Here is a 19026-nt window from a genome sequence, read left to right as displayed (position 1 = left end):
CAAAGCGAGGCCAAGCCACCCTGATTCTCATCGGGTTATCGTAACAAACCGCCCGGGCAAACGCTTTCATGGGCCTTTTCTTTACAGAAATATTCGGCTTACCCCTTGTAAAAATACGTGAACAACACTAGAGTAAAGACTTGATATAACGATCTTGCGGATGAGCACCCGCAGCGTCACAAGTGGTTTAACCCCCCGGGCAGGAGCTTTTTTAATGCCGAAAAAATTGAACCTCTTTGCAGACATCTGCCGGTTGATGACGGATTCCAAAAGCCCCCAAAAAACACTAGAAACCATCGTCATGCTGGTTGCCGGCCGGCTCGGAATCGATGTCTGTTCCGTTTATCTGTTTGATGAACATCGGAAGCATCTGGTGTTAAGGGCCACCTACGGGCTGAACGCCGCTGCCGTGGAAACCATTCGAATGAGTCCCCAAGAAGGGTTGACCGGCCTGGTGGTGGAGCATCAGGAACCGGTGCTGGTTGTGAACCCCCAGACACATCCTCGGTTTAAATTTTTTGAAAACAGCGGGGAGGAAGTATATAAGATTTTTTTTGGACTCCCGCTGGTATATCATCAACAATCCCTGGGGGTGATTGTTTTTCAGTCGCTCAATGAAACCGCCATATCCGAAACCGATATTCCCCTTTTCACGTCCATCGCCAGTCAAATCGCCGCCACGGTCGCCTACACCGGTCTTTTGGAAAATCTTGCCAAGGAGCGCACGCAACGCGAAAATTTGGAGAACAAGCTGAAAGTCGCCGACCCGCTGCCCCCCGTTTCCCGTGCCAAAAAAACAATCCTTCGCGGTATTCCGGTCTGCGCCGGCTTTGCCGAGGGCCATGCTCACTATCTGCCGGAGGGGATCGGGTTTGATCAAGTCGCCTGCACGCGGGGCGGCGGCATCAAGTCGGAGAAGAAGCGATTGGAGATCGCGCTTAGCCGAACCCTGGAGGAGATGAAAACCTTAATCGCGCAACTGGACCAACTGCCACCGGAAGAAACCGCTATTTTCGAAAGCCACTTAATGGTGATCAACGACCCGAGCTTCAAGAAAAGGATCGCCCACGAAATTGAAACCGGTTCTTGCGCCGAATATGCGTTAAAACAGGTAGTTGAAAAGTTAATGGCTCAATTTATGAGCATCGAGGACCCTTATCTTAAAGAAAGAAGCGCGGATATCGAGGACATCGGCAAGCGGGTGCTTCGAAACCTGATTGGCGCTGAAACTCTCCGTATCGGCGCCCTCTCGGAAGACACCATTCTGGTTGCCTCCGATATTTCGGCGGTGGATCTGATCACGTTATTGCAACCCAAATTAAAGGGCATTGCTCTATCCAGGGGCGGGCGAACCTCGCATGCCGCCATTCTCTCAAAATCATTTGAAATCCCCATGGTCATCGGCCTTTCAGAGATTCTTGAAACCATCAAGGAAAATGACTTTCTGATTCTCGACGGCACTTCCGGTCTGCTGTTCAAGGAACCCACGGAAGAAATCGTAAAAGAATATCAGCGTCTCAAAGCGGAAAAAGAGCAGGATAACCGCCAACTGGACTCGCTACGCGAACTTCCGGCCATCACCCGCGACGGCAGAACGGTTCCTCTGGACGTCAATATCGGGTTGCTCTCGGATACGGAACTGGTTAAAAAATACGGAGGGGATCATATCGGTCTGTATCGAACGGAATTTCCCTTTCTAGCCCGCAAAAGCTTTCCGACAGAAATGGAGCAGGCCGAACTCTATGCACGGGTATTGACTCAGGTAAACGGAAAATCCCTGACCATTCGCACCCTGGATGTGGGGGGCGATAAATTTCTTTCTTATCTCGACTATCCGAAAGAGCAAAACCCCTATCTCGGATGGCGCTCAATCCGCGTGTGCCTAGAGATGGAAGAAATATTCAGGCCCCAGATACGCGCCATTTTGCGCACCTCCGCCCACGGCCCCGTTAAACTGCTTTTTCCAATGGTTTGTTCCCTTAAAGAGGCGGACCAAATTCTGCAAATCGTGGAAGCGGAAAAAAACACACTGGCGGCGATGAATGTCCCTTTTGACCCGCGCATTCCCATCGGCACCATGATTGAAGTGCCGGCCGCCGCGGTCATTATCAAGCATCTTCTGACCCGGTTCGATTTTGCCAGCATCGGAACCAATGACCTCATTCAGTACACACTCGCGGTCGACCGCAACAACCCCAAGGTCGCTCATCTTTATAATCCACTTCATCCGGCGGTGCTTTCCTTAATCAACACGGTCATTCAGGCATGCACGGATGCCGGCAAGGAAATCAGCATTTGCGGGGAAGCGGCCGCCAATCCGAAATGCGCGTTTCTCTTTGCCGCAATGGGGGCCAATCGGCTGAGCATGAGCCCTTCGGCCATCCCGATGATCAAGAAGCTGATTCGCGAGATGGATTATTCAAATGCGCAGGTCGTGCTCTCAACCGTTCTGCAAATGGGCAGCGAAGAGGACATCGGCGTCTACATGGATCAGGCGATGAATGACATCGAGGTTCATCACGCCTAGCCGGTCAAAATCGACCGTTTCCAATAAATAAGGAGAAATTAAATGGTTATCGGAACAGAAAAAGAGGTGATCCCCATCATCATGAACAACCCGGAAGTAAAAAATGCCGTCATGAAAGTGCTGATCGGACCCAAGGAAGGCTGGGGGGATTATGTCATGCGCGTCCTTGAATTGGGAAAAGACGGGTATACCCCCAAGCACGTTCATGCCTGGCCGCATATCAATTATGTGATAGAAGGCAAAGGGGTGCTGCACATGGACGGTACGGACACGCCGGTGGAAGCGGGCGCCTATGCCTATGTGCCGGCGGATAGCCTGCACCAGTACAAGAATATCGGCGAGGGGGTCTTTCGTTTTATCTGTATCGTCCCCAAAGAAGGGCATATGGCATAAGATAAGCGTTGAAGATGGGCGGCAGGGGATGGCCTGCGGCCAACGGATAACGGATAAAGGAGACAAACACCATGGAACTTAAAACCGTAACAATCAACAACCCGAAAGGATTGAACCTGATTTTAGGTCAATCACATTTTATCAAGACAGTGGAAGATATTTATGAAGCCATGGTCAATGCGGTGCCCGGTGTCAAATTCGGCATCGCCTTTTGTGAAGCCTCCGACGCGCGACTTGTAAGATACGCGGGAACCGATGACGAACTGGTGGCGCTGGCGCGGGAAAATGCGTTCAGCCTGTCGGCCGGTCACAGTTTTATCGTGTTCATGAAAGATATTTTCCCCATTAACGTGCTCAACGCCGTGAAAGCCGTTCCCGAAGTGTGCCGTATCTTCTGCGCCACGGCAAACCCGCTGGAAGTTATCATTGCGCAAACCGCACAGGGGCGCGGCATTATGGGCGTCATTGACGGATTTTCCGCCGCCGGTATTGAAACCGATGAAGATATCGGCAAACGCAAACAACTGCTGCGCACCATCGGCTATAAACAATGAGGGTTTCCCCGGACATCAGATCAAACGGAAAAAATCAAAAAGGGAGAAAGATCATGGACACCCTGTTATGGCAACCATCGGCCGATCAAATTAAACAAACCAATATGTTTCGTTTCATGACCCTCGTTAATGAAAAATACGGTCGGCATTTTACCGATTATAGCGGCCTTTACGACTGGTCCATACGGAATATATCCGATTTCTGGGCAACTTTTTGGGAGTTTGCGCCCATCAATTTCTCCACCCCCTACACGCAGGTGATCGATGATGTCAAGAAAATGCCGGGAGCCAAATGGTTTTCGGGAGCCCGGTTGAATTTTGCGGAAAACCTGCTGCGGTATCGGGATGATCAAACCGCCCTTATTTTTAAGGGTGAGGACCAACCCGCGACACGAATGAGCTATGCGGCCTTGTATGATGAGGTGGCGCGCCTGGCAAAGGCCATGAAGGACTGCGGCGTCGTCGCCGGAGATCGGGTGGTGGGATTCCTGCCGAACATGCCCCAGGCCATCATTGCCATGCTGGCGGCCACGAGCATGGGCGCCGTTTGGTCATCTTGCTCACCGGACTTCGGCATTAAAGGCGTGCTGGACCGGTTCGGTCAGATTCGGCCGAAAATTCTCTTCACGGCCAACGGATATTCCTTTAAGGGCAAAAAAATCGACTCACTCGGCCGCATTGCCGACATTCTTAAGGCGCTTCCCTCCATCGAAAAGGTGGTGGTGGTACCCTACACGGAAGCGTCCGCCGATATCCGTCGAGTGCCCCATGCGGTTCATTATCGCGACTTTCTTTCCGATCAAAGCGAGCTTGCAATCCCATTTGCCCAGCTTCCCTTCGATCACCCCCTTTATATCATGTATTCCTCCGGAACGACGGGGCTACCCAAATGCATGGTTCAATGCGCGGGCGGCATTCTGATTCATCACATGAAAGAATTGATGCTTCACACGGATCTGAAACGCCGGGACACGATTTTCTATTTCACAACCTGCGGCTGGATGATGTGGAATTGGCTTACCAGCGCCCTTTCCGTGGGCGCGACGCTCGTGCTTTTTGACGGAAATCCGTTTCACCCCCATTCGGGCGCGTTATGGGAAATGGCGCAGACGGAGAAGGTGACCGTATTCGGCACCAGTGCCGGTTATCTTTCAGCGCTGAAAAAAACGGGGGTTTTACCGGGAAAGACCTATGATCTTTCACCCCTTCGGGCGATTCTTTCGACGGGCTCTCCGCTTTCCATGGATGGATTTGAATTTGTCTATGAACACATCAAGCAGGATTTGCAACTGGCCTCCATTTCGGGCGGGACGGATTTAAACGGTTGCTTTGCCTTGGGAAATCCCATGGGACCGGTCTATGCCGGAGAATTGCAATGCCGGGGGCTTGCCATGAAAGTAGAAGCCTTTGATGAGGACGGCACCCCCGTCACCAACCGGCAGGGGGAATTGGTCTGTTCAGCCCCCTTTCCCTCCATGCCGATTTATTTCTGGGATGATCCGGACGGCGAAAAATACCATCGCGCGTATTTCGATGTTTATCCCGGTATCTGGCGGCACGGGGATTATATTGAAATCAATGACCACGGGGGGGTGACCATTTACGGCCGCTCGGACGCCACCCTCAACCCGGGCGGCGTTCGAATCGGCACAGCGGACATATACCGGCAGGTGGAACAGCTTGATGAAATCGCAGACAGCGTCGTTATCGGACAACCCTGGAAAGACGATGTCCGCGTGGTGCTTTTTGTCAAACTGACGACGGATGCCGTGCTGGACGATGCCTTAAAAAAGAAAATCATCGCCACCATTCGAGATAATGTGTCTCCGCGTCATGTGCCATCCAAAATCATTCAGGTACCGGATATTCCTTATACGCTGAATATGAAAAAGGTTGAACTGGCAGTCCGCCAGGTCGTCCTGGGGCAACCGGTTAAAAACAAGGCCGCCTTGAGCAACCCGCAAGTTCTTGACCATTTTGCAAACATCGAAGCGCTTCAAATGGACTGACCGGCCTTCAGGTTTTCAAAGCACTGTCCAGCGCGCCATGCAAGGTTTTCACCGCCAATTGAATGCAATGATGCTTTTGAACGGGGATCTCCTGGAGCACCTTGAACACATCCCCATCGTTAATCAAGCGGGCCTGTTTCAGGGTCTTTCCCCTGACAATATCGCCCAGGGCCATGGCCGCACTGATCGCACCGGCACAACCGAGCACAAGAAATCTCACATCGGTGATAACCCCATTCGCCAATTTGAGATAAACGGTCATGCTGTCGCCGCAGGTGCCGGTCAATTCCGCCGTCAAGTCCGCATCGGGCAACACGCCCCAATACGGTTTGTCCGTATAATACTTTATCGCCACATCCGAATAACCGGCTTTTGAAGCGCCCCGCCCCTCATCCTCATCACAGTGCAATCCCTCATTCGGGCCATGTACATCAAAAATTTGGTTCATGCTTATTCCAGCTCAGACTTTCAGATTTCAATATTAATGAATCGGTTATCCGCGGCCACAGCAACTGCCGGGGCCGGCGCAACCCGCATGGTCCGGCGAAGCGCCGCAACAGGTGGTATCACCGGCGCCCGGCAACCGACCGCCGCTCACGGGTCCTGAGGCGCCAGAATGCGCGGAAAGCAGCTTTTGCAGTCGATCACTACCGCAATCCTTGCACCGCGGTGTTTCCGAGTTTCCCAGCACCAGTAATTCAAAAGATTTTCCGCATTCCATGCACAAATACTCGTATAACGGCATAAAACACCTTCTTTTTCCGGTTTCGCCAAAAGCGCCAAGCTGTCAGCCATCAGTCAAACCCCCTTATCCAAAACAGGCACGAAAAAGCATCTATCATTGGAAAGGGGTGTTTGCCGCCAAGCAGACTGGCCGCCCGGCTTCCGGCAGATTTTAAATGGGCCGGATCATTACATCTCGTAGCCTTCCGCATTGGGCGCATCGGCAACTGTCAACTTTCCCGCTTTAAACTGGGAAAGCGCCTCTTTTACCGTGCCGGTTGCATTTTGTACAACCTTTATCTCAGCAGCCGACAATGCTTTAAACGCATTGGGGCCACAATAACCGGTTAACAAAACCGTGGCGCCCTTTTCGCAAACCATGCTGGCCGCCTGAATGCCCGCGCCCTTAAAGGCATTTATATTGTCTTTATTATCAAGAACTTCATACGCCAGGGTATCCGCATCCACAATCAGAATATACGCTGCCCTTCCAAACCGGGGATCCACCGCGGCATTCAGATCGGTGCCTGATGAGGTGACTGCAATTTTCATGAATTTCTCCTTCAAACCGTTATCAGCCGGCAGCTCGCCCGCCGCCGCAGACTTGATCTTCCGCGATTAACGGAAGTTTACCCGAAATGAGATCCTCCACGACGGGGCGAATCAACGGACGCTCCGCGTCATGATAGACATCGATGCCCACCTGCTGAAACCCCATCAACGGCCGCAACCCGATCCCACCGACAACCAATGCCGTTACCTGGTTGGATGCCAGCAAGTTCACCGGAACCATGCAACCGCCCTGCACATGCGCCTGATTCTGCAAGGTGGTCACCTCTTTGATCTGTCCATTTTCCACATCGATCAAAGTGAACACGTCACAGTGACCGAAATGGCCCGCGCGCTGCCCATCCAACCCGCCTTCGTTTAACGATGGCACCGCAATTCTTCCTTTTTGCATTTTGTTTTTCTCCTTTAGCCGGTTTCACCGGTCGCTTGTAGCCGTCAGCCGCTCGCCATTGGCCGTGCTGAATAGCTAATTTATTATTATCATTGTTAGATATATTCTTTTTTGCTGCATGTGTTTGATAAATTGTTATCGCAAAATCCCGGCCATGTGAACCCCGATCGCTTCCCATATTCGGCGAATGACATGGCTGATCTCGGATGCGGCATCGTACTCAAGAACCGTTTGCTCCTGAACCATGGCGCGAATCATAACCGGGTCAAACGGAATGGCCTCAAGGACCTTGATACCCATCTCAGCCGCCAGGGTCTCAATCGCCAGCGTCTTCTCCGGATTCAGATCATATTTATTGACGCACAAAAGGGCCGGCACTTTAAAATGCGCCGCCAACTGAGCCACCCGCTCCATATCATGCAGTCCGGAAACAGTTGGCTCCGTAACAATCAAGACAGCCGTTGCACCGCCAATGGACGCAATCACCGGGCAACCGACGCCGGGCGGACCATCGGTAATGATCAGGTTCCGATCCTGCTTTTCGGCAAGCTGCTTGGCTTCTTTTCGAACAAGCGACACCAGTTTTCCGGAATTTTCCTCGGCAATACCAAGCCGTGCATGCACCATCGGGCCGAAGCGCGTGTCCGAAAGAAACCATTCCCCACAAACCTTCTCCTTGAATTCGATCGCGCTTTCCGGGCAAAGCCACACACACACCCCGCATCCTTCGCAGCTGATCTCATCGACTTCAAATGTCTCCAGAATCGCATCAAATCGGCATTTTTCGCGGCAAAGGCCGCATTGCGAACAAAGGGAAGGGGTGATCTCTGCCACCCCGCCGCTTTGAAAGTCATTTCTTTCAAGTATCCGTGGTGAGGCCAGCAGGTGAAGATCCGCCGCATCCACATCCGCGTCACAAAGCACCGCGTTATCCGCCAACGCGGCAAACGCCGCGGTCAGGCTGGTTTTTCCGGTTCCGCCTTTTCCGCTGATGACAACGAGTTCTTTCATCAGACCCCCCCCTTCCCCTGAATGATGGATTCAATCTGTTTGAATAATGCTGAAAATTTATCCTTCCACTCCGGGAGGGCCTCCACTATCGGTAACCCTTTCGAGTAGGCGACCGCAATTCGCCGATCAAAAGGGATTTCCATCAAAATCGGTATATTTTCTTCCTTCGCATAGGTATGCACCTGCGAATCCCCCATATCGGATCGGTTGATCACCAGACCATGGCGCAGCCCCAACAACTTAACGGCCTCCACCGCCAATTTCAGATCGTGAAGACCGAATGGCGTCGGTTCGGTAACCATCAACACAAAGTCCGTCCCCTTCACCGCGGCGATTACCGGACAGGATGTACCGGGCGGCGCATCGATAATATTGGGCATATCGAGCCGCACCCGCTCCCGAACGGCCCGGATCAACGGTGGCGACATGGCCTCACCGATCCGCAATTTTCCATGAACAAATTCGATGCCGTTGCTATGACCGGATTGAATCACACCAACGGGTCTGGCCCCTTCGGAGACGGCGTTTTCCGGGCAAATCTCCATACAACCGCCGCACCCGTGGCACAGCTCCGGAAAGGTCAAAATCACCTTACCCATCACCGCAATGGCGTTAAAGCGGCAAATTTCCGCGCATTTGCCGCACCGCGTGCAGGCCTTGTCATCGATTTCCGGTATGGGTACCGCCACCGTGGTTTCTTCCAGAATCTCGGGATGCAAAAACAGATGGACATTTGGCTCTTCCACGTCACAATCCAAAATCCGCACGGGGGCGTCAAGCGCCAGCGCCATACTGACGGCGACAGTGGTTTTACCGGTGCCGCCTTTTCCACTCGCAATGCTGATAATCATAAATCCCCTGTATATTTCCCACCGACCTCAGGCGCAAGCCGGTTCGTTGACTATTATTCCATTGTTATCTCACCAGTTGCTTGGTGATCATGTCCAACTGTTCCATCAGCCGATCCGCTTCGGACCCGTTCGGCCGGGGGGTAAGTTGCGCGAGTACGCCCAAGCCTTCGCTGGCCTCATGAAATTTCTTTTCCGGCAATGCACTGACAAGGGCCAGGTTGAGCATGGGGTTGCGCTTCACCAGTTTTTCCGTAAAAGCCAACCCCGTCATATCGCCAAGTGTTTCATCGATCACCACCAGATCAAATCGCTTTTCGGGAATCATCCCTAACGCGTGCGCACCCGAATCCGCTTGCACCAGACGAATATCGCTGCGCGAGGAGAGCGCCTGCGTAAATTCTGAAAAGGCGTCGGGGGTGCTAGTAACAATAAGTAAATCAGTCATTCATTCCTCCTACTTTCTGCTAAGTACCGGCATTTTTGGGGATATTGACCTGTTTTGGCGATTTCTGCAAGCAGCCTTTTTCTTGCAACCACACCCCGGCATTGAAAAAGCGGAAACAATCTCTCCCCCCTTCGCAAAGGAATGAAGCACATCGTTGGCCGCTCCGGCAATAAATGGAACGAGTTTGACGCCGGCAGCCTCAATCAAACGCGCCGGCAGCTCCGAAATGGCGCCGCAAATCAAAACGTCGATTTGCTGCTGAGCCAATCGTTCAGCCAAACGCAACGGGCCATTGAGAACGATCGGTTCATGCCGACGACTGACCACGACGGCGTCCTGAATCTCTACGATCAGGAGTTCGCGGGCGGCATCAAACAGCGGTGAAATCCGATCTCCCCAAACTGTCAACGCAACTTTCATTCCGGCCATCCCTCCGGAACAAATACCTAAGCAATGAATATGCCATTATAAAAATATGAGGGCATATCGATAATCTTATTTAATTATTTCGAAATGTTATTATTAAAAAGGCCGGATTGTACAGACGCAACGAGGAAGATATTGAGTCGCTATTTTGCGCCAGACGTGAAACCTTGTGTCGCATTATGGATACCCAAACAATTTGTTATCCATCTTGCATGCCGCACAAGCTTATGTGGAAGCGGTTATTGAAGCGCCGGAAGGCTATCAGCATTCCACGGCACGTTTATTGCTTAAATGATCACAGAAAGATCTTTATTGCAACCTGATTCTCAACCTACAGGGAGGAACATGATGAAGCAAACTGTTTTTATGGTGGCGGTGGCAATCAGTTGTCTGTTTTGCCTTCCGCACACAGCCCTTTCCAAAGCCAATCCAAAAATTCCTGATCATCTGGAAGCGCTCACCGGCCCCTTTCCGGATGGCCCGAGCGTTACCGCTGCGTGTCTTGAATGCCACGAGGAGCAGGGAAAAGAAATGCTGGCCAGCGCTCACTGGCAGTGGAAAGGCCCCACGCCGTATGTTGCAGGGCATGAAAAAGAAACGGGCTTGGGCAAAATCAATCTGATCAATAATTATTGAATGGCGAATACATCAAACTGGTGCAGGTGCACCAGCTGCCATGCGGGTTATGGATGGGAAGACGCCACCTTTGATTTTACGAATGCATTCAGAATCGATTGTCTGATCTGTCACGACACCACGCGAACCTATGAAAAGATACCCACTGCCTGCGGCAAGGAAAAACCGGGGCTGAATCTGGTAAACATTGCGCAAACCGTCGGTAAACCCTCGCGCGCAACCTGCGGAGCCTGTCATTTCTGTGGTGGCGGCTGTGACGGCGTCAAACATGGCGACCTCGATTCCACGATGATATCTCCCGACCGGTCCCACGATGTCCATATGGGCGGCAAGGATTTTTCCTGCCAGGAATGTCACAAGACGACCGAGCATAAAATCGCCGGCGCCAGCACCACCTGCGCCGTCAGCGAAGGCCGGGTCCGCTGTGAAGATTGTCACCCCGCCAGGCCCCACGACAATGACAATCCCGTCTTAAAGACGCTTAACGATCACGGGGACGCCATCGCCTGCCAGACCTGCCATATTCCGGTGGTTTCAAAGGCGAAACCCACAATGATCTTCTGGGACTGGTCAAAAGCCGGGGATACCACACGAAGTAATACTGAAGAAATTCAAGCCGACGGCACCATCGTCTCCTATAACAAAATAAAGGGGGAAATGATCACCCGAAAAAACATCAAACCGGACTACGCCTGGTATAACGGCATGCATCGCCGATATCTGCTGGGTGATCCGGTCAACAGGAGCGGTTCGACATGCCTCAACCCGCCGCTCGGAAATATCAACGACCCGAAGGCAAAAATCACCCCGTACAAACGGCACCACGGGGTACAGCCGGCGGATGCCGAATACGGGTATCTGGTTGTGCCAAAGCTCTTTAAAGGCTATTGGGATCATTTTGACTGGAACAAGGCGACCGAGGACGGCATGAAAGCAGCCGGCCTGAAATACAGCGGAAAGCTGGCTTTCGTCAAAACGGACATGTATTGGCGCTTGAATCATGAAATCGCCCCCAAGGAAAACGCGCTCTCCTGCACCGACTGTCACCGGAAAGACGGCGTTATCGACTTTAAGGCACTTGGCTATGCGGGTGATCCGGCCGTTACCGGCGGCCGAAAGACTTTGAACGCATGGCGGCAATAAAAGGGAACCCTTCGTTTTCCCATATCAGGTTTCCCGTTTGACTGCGGACAGCGCAATATCTGTTCTCGATTGCAAAAAAATTCAGCCCGGAAGAATCATCTTCCGGGCTGAATTCAGGGATGGAGTAAGTTTGCTGATTACTGGAGGTAGTCGCCAAGCATACTCACGCTTTTTAACAAGCAATAAGCATGCCATGCTTAGCTGCTGGTGTTCTGCTCGCGGATGCCAAACCGCTTCATTTGGTTCCACACACTGGTCCGCGAAATCCCCAGCAGGCGGGCCGTTTCGGATTGATTCCCGTCGGCGATGCGAAGGGCCTCGGTGAGACGTTGTTTTTTAATATCATTTAATGTTAACAAGTCGCCCGTCTCTTTCTTCTGAATATCCTTCTTTTGCGTAAGTGACCCGTAAAAAATATTAGGCGGCAAATGATGTGGTTCTATGATTTTTTCCTGACAAGAGACAAAGGCAAATTCAAATGCGCTTTTGAGTTCCCGAATATTTCCCGGCCATTCATATTTCATCAAAGCCTCCAATGCCTTATCACTTATCCCGTGAATCGTCTTGCCGCTTTTAAGCTGAATGCGGGAGAAAAAAAGCCTGGCCAACAGCGGAATATCCTCCATTCGCTCCCGAAGAGGGGGCACATGAATGGGAATGACGTTGATTCGATAATAAAGATCCTCCCGGAAATCACCCCTGGCGATCAACTGCGGCAAATCCCGGTTGGTGGCTGAAATAATGCGCACATCGACATTTATCGGTGAATGGTCACCAACGCGTTCAATGACGTTTTCTTCCAGAACCCGCAACAGCTTGACCTGTATGGACAATGGCAAGTCTCCAATTTCATCGAGAAAAATGTCCCCTCCGCTGGCCGCCTCAAAGCGGCCTTCCCGGCTACGATGCGCGCCGGTATAAGCGCCTTTTACATGCCCGAACAACTCACTCTCAAGAAGGGATTCGTTCAAGGCCGCGCAGTTGACTTTGATATACGGGCCGTTGCTTCGACATCCGGCTTCATGAATCGCTCTGGCCATCAGCTCTTTCCCGGTGCCGCTTTCTCCATAAAGAATGACCGGGGCATCGGACTGGGAAGCATTTTCTATTAATTCAAACACCTGTTTCATCGAAAGGGTGCTGCCGATCATGCCGTGAAACCGATCCTCCGCCTCCAGCTCCCGCCGAATGGTTTCAATTTGCATTTCCTTATCCATCAAATCCGTTATATCGGTGATCGTCTCCACTGCACCGATGATATTACCCTGACTGTCTTTTAGAACGGAAGCATTCTTCAGAATATGAACGTTTCGACCATCCTTTCTCGTTAGCAGACATTTCTGTTTTCTTAATTCACCTTTCCTGAACATAACACACCAGTGACAACTCTCTCCCTGACGTGCAATTTCACAGGCGCTGCATTGCAACATCGCACAAGATTGCCCCACAATCTCATCGTGGGTATAGCCCGATATATTCTCAAACCCCTTGTTGATGCTGATAATGGTTCCGTCCGGGTTAACGATCATCACGCCGTCCTGAATGGTGTTTACGACGGTTTTCCAATATTGGTTCAAATCATGGGCGTTCATTTGTTCACCTTGTTTAATTTTTTAACACAATAAATGTTTCATTAGTTAACATATGAACACGCAAATAACAACCGCCAACCACTCCTTCCCAAAGCTGCATCAAAAAAGCGATGGAAAACCGACCGGGCACTTTGAGCGCATGCTTCAAAACACCTTGGTACCCAACTTGCATTAGACATATCGATAACAACAGAAGTTCGACCGTCATAATTTAGACCCTATATCAGAAACATGCCCGCGTTTACGTGTATATTCGCCGAAGGTGACAGATGGCTTTTATGCATTCCAGCATTCCGGCATCCCAGCATCCGGCTTTGCCGCGTTAGGTTCCAAGCATGCAGCGATTCTCATTAGACATACGTGACACGATTCTTCCTTTTTCCTTATTGGAAATCAGCTGCCTCTTCCAAAAAATGAAGGTGGGCAGTGTGATTGAAATCCTAACGAATAGCCAAAACGTTCTTTCTGACCTCAAGCTCATTCTGCATCAATACGATTACAACATTTCCCAGCGCAACGTAATGATTGACAACCAGCCTTCGATTCAAATATTTTTAAAGAAGAAAAGACCCGCTGGCATATCACCGATATATCGCAATGCTTCAACTTCAAATGGTGACCATTGACCCTTTCACCTAGAAAAAGCATTGAATAAGAACTTCTTCGTCAAAAAGCACGTTATCAACCTTATCAAGGAGTATTGCCATGTTTTTTAAACAATATGTTGTTGAGGGGATGGGGTGCCTTTCCTATCTCATCGGCTGCCCGATGGCCCAAAAGGCTTGCGTTGTCGACCCAAAACGGGATGTGCAAACGTATCTCAATGATGCCAGAAAAAACGGAATGCAAATTACCCATGTTGTTGAAACCCATGTTCATGCCGACCATGTCAGCGGCAACATGGAACTTAAATCCCGAACTGGCGCAAAAATTTGTATGATGAAGGATTCTCCGGTCCGCTTTGATTTTGTTCCTTTGGACGAAGGGGATATTCTTGAATTCGGAAACGCATCCTTAAAAATCATCAACACGCCGGGACATACCCCCCACGGCATTTCAATCTTAATCACGGACAAAAGCCGCGGCGAAGACCCCTGGCTGGTGTTGACCGGAGACTGCCTGTTTGTGGGGGATATTGGACGGCCCGATCTGGCCGGAGCGGAATTGATCCATGAGCAGGTGGAAAACCTCTATATCTCGCTCCATCAAAAACTGGGAAAGCTGCCTGAAAGTACCGAAGTTTTCCCCGCCCACGGCCAGGGGTCTTTATGCGGCAAAGGAATGAGCGCCAAACCCAGCTCGACAATTGGGTTTGAAATGAGACATAATTCGATATTTACCTTATCCAAAGAGCATTTTAAAAAGCACCTCACCCTTTCATTTCCAGAACGCCCCAAAAGTTTTACGCACATTATCGAAACCAATAAAAAGGGCGCGCCCCTTTTAGACCGTTGCCCCACCCAACGTGATTTGTCACCCCATCAGGTTACCGCTCTTTTAACCCAAAAAACAGTTTTGCTGGATACGCGGGATACCGCATCATTTGGCGGAGTTCACATTCCCGGCAGCATCAATATCGGCCTCACACCCCAAGCCGCCAACTGGATCGGTATGGTTATCGACCCCGAAGCCGATCTGGTGCTGGTGGTTACCGATGAGCAGTCCTATAGCCATATGTGCACGGAACTGCACCGCATCGGGTATGACAATATATTGGGATATCTCGATGGTGGCATTGCCGCCTGGCAGGAGGCTGGTCTGCCCATTGACCATCTCTGGCAAATCGCGCCCATGCGCTTGCAGGAAAAAATCAAAAGGAAGGACTCGTTGCGCATCCTGGACGTTCGCACCGACGCGGAACGAGCCGCCGGTCATATTCAGGATTCCATCCATATTCCCTTGCCCCGTTTGCTGAAAGAAATTCCGAATTTTCCAAGGGAAGAAGAAATCATCATCACCTGCGGTGTCGGGTACCGGGGCAATATCGCAGCCAGCTTTTTGGCTCACCATGGATTTCAACATGTTCACAGTGTCGCCGGCGGCATCAAGGCCTGGACCAACGCTGGTCTGCCGCTGACCCATTAACGCGGGAAACGTTATATCCCCGGAAACTGAAAGGAGATTAGAATGCCTGAAGAGATGAAGATCGGCTGCGCCCGCCCCACAGGCGGGCCGGTCGGAGGAACCGTCAAGACGGAAAAAGAAAATCAACCCCTACCCAAAAAGGAGATATCACCGATGATACAGGTTGGAGAAAAAGCCCCGGATTTCTCAGCACCAGGCTATCAACAGGGCAAGTTTATATCCGTAAAGCTATCCGAATATTTAGGGAAATGGGTGGTTCTATGTTTCTACCCCGGTGATTTTACCTTTGTTTGAGCCACGGAGCTTTCGGCAGTTGCCGAAAAATACGCTGAATATCAGAAGCTGGGCGCAGAAATTCTTTCCATGAGCATTGATTCGGTTTTCGTTCACAAGATGTGGGACGATCATGAGCTTTCCAAAATGGTAACCGGCGGCATTCCCTTTCCCATGCTTTCGGATGCCGGTGGAAACGTCGGCAAGGTGTTCGGTGTTTTCAATGAAATTGCCGGGGTAGAAAATCGCGGCAGGTTCATTATCGATCCGGAAGGGGTGTTACAGGGCTATGAGGTTCTCACGCCGCCGGTGGGCAGAAATATGCTGGAAACCCTCCGCCAGATTCAGGCCTTTCAGGTGGTCAGGAACAGTAAGGGAGCAGAAGCCACGCCATCCGGATGGCGGCCGGGCAAAATCACGCTGAAACCCGGACCGGATCTTGTCGGCAAGGTATGGGAGGTATGGAAAACCAACATGGCTTTCGATTGAATCAATTGTTAAATGGAAAGGCTGAAGGTTTCAGATCCGATTTGCCGCAATGACATTCTCTTTTTCAACCTTCAGCCAATCTACTTTCTTTGATTCCTTTTTCTAACCCGGCAAAGCCGGATGCTGGGATGCCGGGATGCATAAAAGCCATCTTTCACCTTCGGCATATATACACGCAAAAGCGTGCATGTTTCTGGTAACGGGCCTAAAATTATAGTGATACCACTGCGGCGGTTGACTACTCTTTAGGATTCAATCCCAATTCCGTGCGACCGTCTACCCTGGGCAGAAGAATCCCCAGGCGTTTCACCTTTCTAAAAAACGTGCTTTTGTGCATGCCCAGCTCGCGGGCAGCGGCTAGGCGGTTAAAATGATTCCGCTCGAGTGCCGCCATCATCATCTGTTTTTCAGCCGTCTTCAATATGTCTTCCCGGCTATCGGTATCAAGCGGCGCGATAGGGCTGCCCATCAGGCCGCTGGGCAAATGTTTCGGGGTCAACAAGCCGTCGGGACATAAAACAAAGGCATGCTCGATCATATTTTCAAGCTCACGAATATTGCCGGGATAATGATACGCCATCAGAATAGCCATCACCTCCGGGCTCACGCCGGTAACCGTTCGACCGCGAATCCGATTGAAACGGGCGATAAACCGTTCCACCAGAAGTGGAATATCCTCCTTGCGCTCGCGCAAAGGCGGCAGCAACAGCCGCACCACATGAATTCGGTAAAAAAGATCCTGCCGAAAGGTTCCTTCCGCCACCATTTTTTCAAGGTTTTTATTGGTGGCCGCCAAAATCCGAACGTTGGTCTTCACGGGCGTAACCGCGCCAAGGGGCTGATATTCCCTTGCTTCCAAAACCCGCAGCAATCTGACCTGAAAGGCGGGACTGACATCCCCGATTTCGTCCAGCAACAAGGTGCCGCCTTCGGCCTGTGAAAAAAGGCCGGGCTTGTCCTTGAGCGCATGCGTGAACGCACCGGCCTTATATCCGAACAGCTCGGACTCCAGTAACGAATCCGGCAAAGCGCCGCAATTAACGGCCACAAACGGCTTATCCTTGCGCCGGCTCAAATCGTGAATGGCCCTTGCCATGAGTTCCTTTCCGGTGCCCGTCTCGCCTTCAATCAGAATCGAGCTGTCGCTGTCCGCCACTTGGGGCAAAATATGAAACAGTTTTTGCATGGTGGCACTTCGACTGGTCATATTCCCGATTTCAAACCGGGCATCGAGTTCCCGGCGCAACTCCTCCACCAGACTCAAATCCCGAAATGTTTCCACGCCGCCCAAAACATCTCCATTTTCATCCTTAAGCAGCGCAGTCGACACGGCAATCGGAATTCGCTTTTTATCGCTATTGACGATATAGGTGGAAATGTTGGTTAACGCGGTCCCCTCCTTCATGGTGCGCTTCAAGGCGCAATCGCCTTCACACATGTTGGAACGAAACACCTCCCAGCAATGTCGGCCCACCGCCTCTTTGCGTGAAATACCGGTGATTTCCTCGGCTGCCCGGTTAAACGACATGATTCGCCAATTATGATCCACCGTAAAAACGCCGTCAGAGATACTTTCCAGTATGATCTTGGTGACGTTGGGCAACGGTTTTTCAGGACTTATTTTCATTTTTTCCGTCATTGTAAACTCCAGCTCGGTTTTCACCCTATCATTTTAGACCCTTTACCAGAAACATGCACGCCTTTGCGTGGTTGTTCGCTGAAGGTGAAAATGACTTTTATGCATCCCAGCATTCCAGCATCTCAGCATCCGGCTTTGCCGGATTAGCTTATCACCGGCAACAGGGGGGAGAGCCAGACAGCCAGCGCCCCCTTCAAATAAAAGTTACTTGACATATTTCATCATGATTGCACCATAATACCACAGATCCGCCGATGATAAGAAGGGCATCCCGGTTATAGATCCCGCGCGCGCAGCTTGACAAGCGGATAATGTTCCGATATTAACGCAAATTTATAACAAGTGAGTGATGATCGCATCTGCGGTTGCCATATAGGGTTTAAATCAAGATCAAATTAGTAATATTAGGATATGCGTTATGTTGACGAAAGGGCAAAAAGAAAAATATGTGGGGCTCGCCGGTTTGTTCGCACCGGAACAGCTGCGCAGTTATTTTCTGAACTATATCTATTTTATCATTGGTGTCGAGATATTCATCTTTCTGATCAGTTTCATGAGTCATCTGGGACCGGGTAAGGGTCCCTTCCCCTGGAAATTTTATTTTTACGTCGCGTTTATCGTCCCGGTGGCGATTACCTTTTTGCTGGGACTGTTTATCATCGCGTTTAACCGATACATTTTCGGCGGAGACCCTGCGATCGATGACTCGATTAGTCCCAAAGGCGAGGAAGGCGCTCAAAAATCCCGGGTCTTCAAGTTCAACTCCATGCTGCACAGCCTGGGGCATGTTCCTTTCGTACCGACGCTCTTCGTGTTGGTTCTCGGCGCCATGCTGCTTTACAAGATAGATGATATCTTTCTTTTTATCTTCAAGGCCGGAGAAAAAGCGATTTCCTACATTTTGATCGCCGCCGCCGTACTCGTTGGCGCCGGCATCCTTTTCGGATTGTTTTGGGTAGTCTCCAATTACATGCTCAGCAAAAAGCATATGGAGCAGGAATACCAATATCGAAAAGAGGTTATGAAAACAATGGGGTTTCTCGTTCTGGATGACAACATGGTGATCACCAAGGACGGCAAAATCCTTACCCGCAACGATGTTCAGTTGATAGAAGGCAGCACCACGGATGTGGACGACTTAAAAATCCTTCCCGCACCTGCCAATCATGAGGACCGGGCGCAATAGCGCGGCATTCTGCACAAGGTTATGCCCTTTCAACCCGTTATCAGAAATAACCGGAGAAGGTCGTTGGCCGCAAACCATCCCAG

At 50.9% G+C, this 19026-nt stretch carries 19 protein-coding genes; 9 read left to right on the top strand and 10 right to left on the bottom strand.

The features are described 5' to 3' along the window. Nucleotides 1–214 precede the first annotated feature (214 nt). The 4 genes from ptsP (at nt 215) to RBT11_12945 (ending at nt 5483) form a co-directional block, all read left to right on the top strand. Nucleotides 215–2527 carry a phosphoenolpyruvate--protein phosphotransferase gene (ptsP, locus tag RBT11_12960; GenBank protein ID MDX9787687.1) on the top strand — a complete coding sequence of 771 codons (2313 nt, stop codon included), beginning with the start codon at nt 215–217 and terminating at the stop codon, nt 2525–2527. A 42-nt stretch (nt 2528–2569) separates the two neighbouring features. After that, nucleotides 2570–2920, top strand: a complete 351-nt coding sequence (locus tag RBT11_12955) for a cupin domain-containing protein (protein ID MDX9787686.1) — start codon at nt 2570–2572, stop codon at nt 2918–2920. A gap of 71 nt (nt 2921–2991) precedes the next feature. Next, complete coding sequence (locus RBT11_12950; GenBank protein ID MDX9787685.1) at nt 2992–3474, top strand: adenosine-specific kinase; 483 nt, start codon at nt 2992–2994, stop codon at nt 3472–3474. Nucleotides 3475–3527: 53 nt separating this feature from the next. Beyond that, complete coding sequence (locus RBT11_12945) at nt 3528–5483, top strand: acetoacetate--CoA ligase (protein MDX9787684.1); 1956 nt, start codon at nt 3528–3530, stop codon at nt 5481–5483. Between the two features lie 7 nt (nt 5484–5490). Here RBT11_12945 and RBT11_12940 read toward each other — a convergent pair whose 3' ends face one another. The 8 genes from RBT11_12940 to RBT11_12905 all read right to left on the bottom strand — a co-directional run bounded on the left by RBT11_12940 (nt 5491) and on the right by RBT11_12905 (nt 9894). Then, nucleotides 5491–5931: an iron-sulfur cluster assembly scaffold protein gene (locus tag RBT11_12940; GenBank protein ID MDX9787683.1), complete on the bottom strand. Its 441-nt coding sequence runs from the start codon at nt 5929–5931 to the stop codon at nt 5491–5493. A gap of 45 nt (nt 5932–5976) precedes the next feature. Beyond that, entirely contained in the window at nt 5977–6228 is a 252-nt protein-coding gene (locus tag RBT11_12935; protein MDX9787682.1) for a zinc ribbon domain-containing protein, read from the bottom strand. A gap of 167 nt (nt 6229–6395) precedes the next feature. Then, entirely contained in the window at nt 6396–6758 is a 363-nt protein-coding gene (locus tag RBT11_12930; protein ID MDX9787681.1) for a NifB/NifX family molybdenum-iron cluster-binding protein, read from the bottom strand. A 22-nt stretch (nt 6759–6780) separates the two neighbouring features. Continuing rightward, complete coding sequence (locus RBT11_12925; protein MDX9787680.1) at nt 6781–7167, bottom strand: NifB/NifX family molybdenum-iron cluster-binding protein; 387 nt, start codon at nt 7165–7167, stop codon at nt 6781–6783. Between the two features lie 135 nt (nt 7168–7302). Continuing rightward, nucleotides 7303–8178 carry a 4Fe-4S binding protein gene (locus RBT11_12920; protein ID MDX9787679.1) on the bottom strand — a complete coding sequence of 292 codons (876 nt, stop codon included), beginning with the start codon at nt 8176–8178 and terminating at the stop codon, nt 7303–7305. Further along, entirely contained in the window at nt 8178–9029 is an 852-nt protein-coding gene (locus RBT11_12915; GenBank protein ID MDX9787678.1) for an ATP-binding protein, read from the bottom strand. Before RBT11_12915 ends, RBT11_12920 begins: the two co-directional genes overlap by 1 nt. Nucleotides 9030–9093: 64 nt before the next feature. Continuing rightward, a complete protein-coding gene (locus tag RBT11_12910) occupies nt 9094–9474 on the bottom strand; it encodes a response regulator (protein MDX9787677.1) in 381 nt (126 codons plus the stop codon). Nucleotides 9475–9483: 9 nt separating this feature from the next. Then, nucleotides 9484–9894 carry a NifB/NifX family molybdenum-iron cluster-binding protein gene (locus tag RBT11_12905; protein MDX9787676.1) on the bottom strand — a complete coding sequence of 137 codons (411 nt, stop codon included), beginning with the start codon at nt 9892–9894 and terminating at the stop codon, nt 9484–9486. A 351-nt stretch (nt 9895–10245) separates the two neighbouring features. Here RBT11_12905 and RBT11_12900 point away from each other — a divergent pair, with 351 nt between their 5' ends. Then, complete coding sequence (locus RBT11_12900) at nt 10246–10536, top strand: hypothetical protein (GenBank protein MDX9787675.1); 291 nt, start codon at nt 10246–10248, stop codon at nt 10534–10536. Beyond that, on the top strand, nt 10537–11679 hold the full coding sequence (locus RBT11_12895) for a tetrathionate reductase family octaheme c-type cytochrome (protein MDX9787674.1): 1143 nt from the start codon (nt 10537–10539) through the stop codon (nt 11677–11679). A gap of 197 nt (nt 11680–11876) precedes the next feature. Here RBT11_12895 and RBT11_12890 read toward each other — a convergent pair whose 3' ends face one another. Continuing rightward, entirely contained in the window at nt 11877–13271 is a 1395-nt protein-coding gene (locus tag RBT11_12890) for a sigma 54-interacting transcriptional regulator (protein ID MDX9787673.1), read from the bottom strand. Between the two features lie 705 nt (nt 13272–13976). Here RBT11_12890 and RBT11_12885 point away from each other — a divergent pair. Both RBT11_12885 and prxU read left to right on the top strand, forming a co-directional pair. Next, complete coding sequence (locus RBT11_12885) at nt 13977–15356, top strand: MBL fold metallo-hydrolase (protein MDX9787672.1); 1380 nt, start codon at nt 13977–13979, stop codon at nt 15354–15356. Nucleotides 15357–15398: 42 nt separating this feature from the next. Next, nucleotides 15399–16118, top strand: a complete 720-nt coding sequence (gene prxU, locus RBT11_12880) for a thioredoxin-dependent peroxiredoxin (protein ID MDX9787671.1) — start codon at nt 15399–15401, stop codon at nt 16116–16118. Nucleotides 16119–16356: 238 nt separating this feature from the next. Here the strand turns inward: prxU and RBT11_12875 are convergent, their stop codons facing one another. Beyond that, entirely contained in the window at nt 16357–17757 is a 1401-nt protein-coding gene (locus RBT11_12875) for a sigma 54-interacting transcriptional regulator (GenBank protein MDX9787670.1), read from the bottom strand. A gap of 418 nt (nt 17758–18175) precedes the next feature. Between RBT11_12875 and RBT11_12870 the strand changes: the two genes are divergently transcribed. Next, nucleotides 18176–18943 (top strand): hypothetical protein, encoded by a 768-nt coding sequence (locus RBT11_12870; protein ID MDX9787669.1) that lies wholly within the window; start codon nt 18176–18178, stop codon nt 18941–18943. Nucleotides 18944–19026: the final 83 nt, after the last annotated feature.

Source organism: Desulfobacterales bacterium (assembly GCA_034003325.1).
Taxonomy (GTDB): Bacteria; Desulfobacterota; Desulfobacteria; order Desulfobacterales; family JAFDDL01; genus JAVEYW01.
The sequence above is the reverse complement of the archived record's forward strand: the minus strand, read 5'-3'. Positions and strand labels throughout refer to the sequence as shown.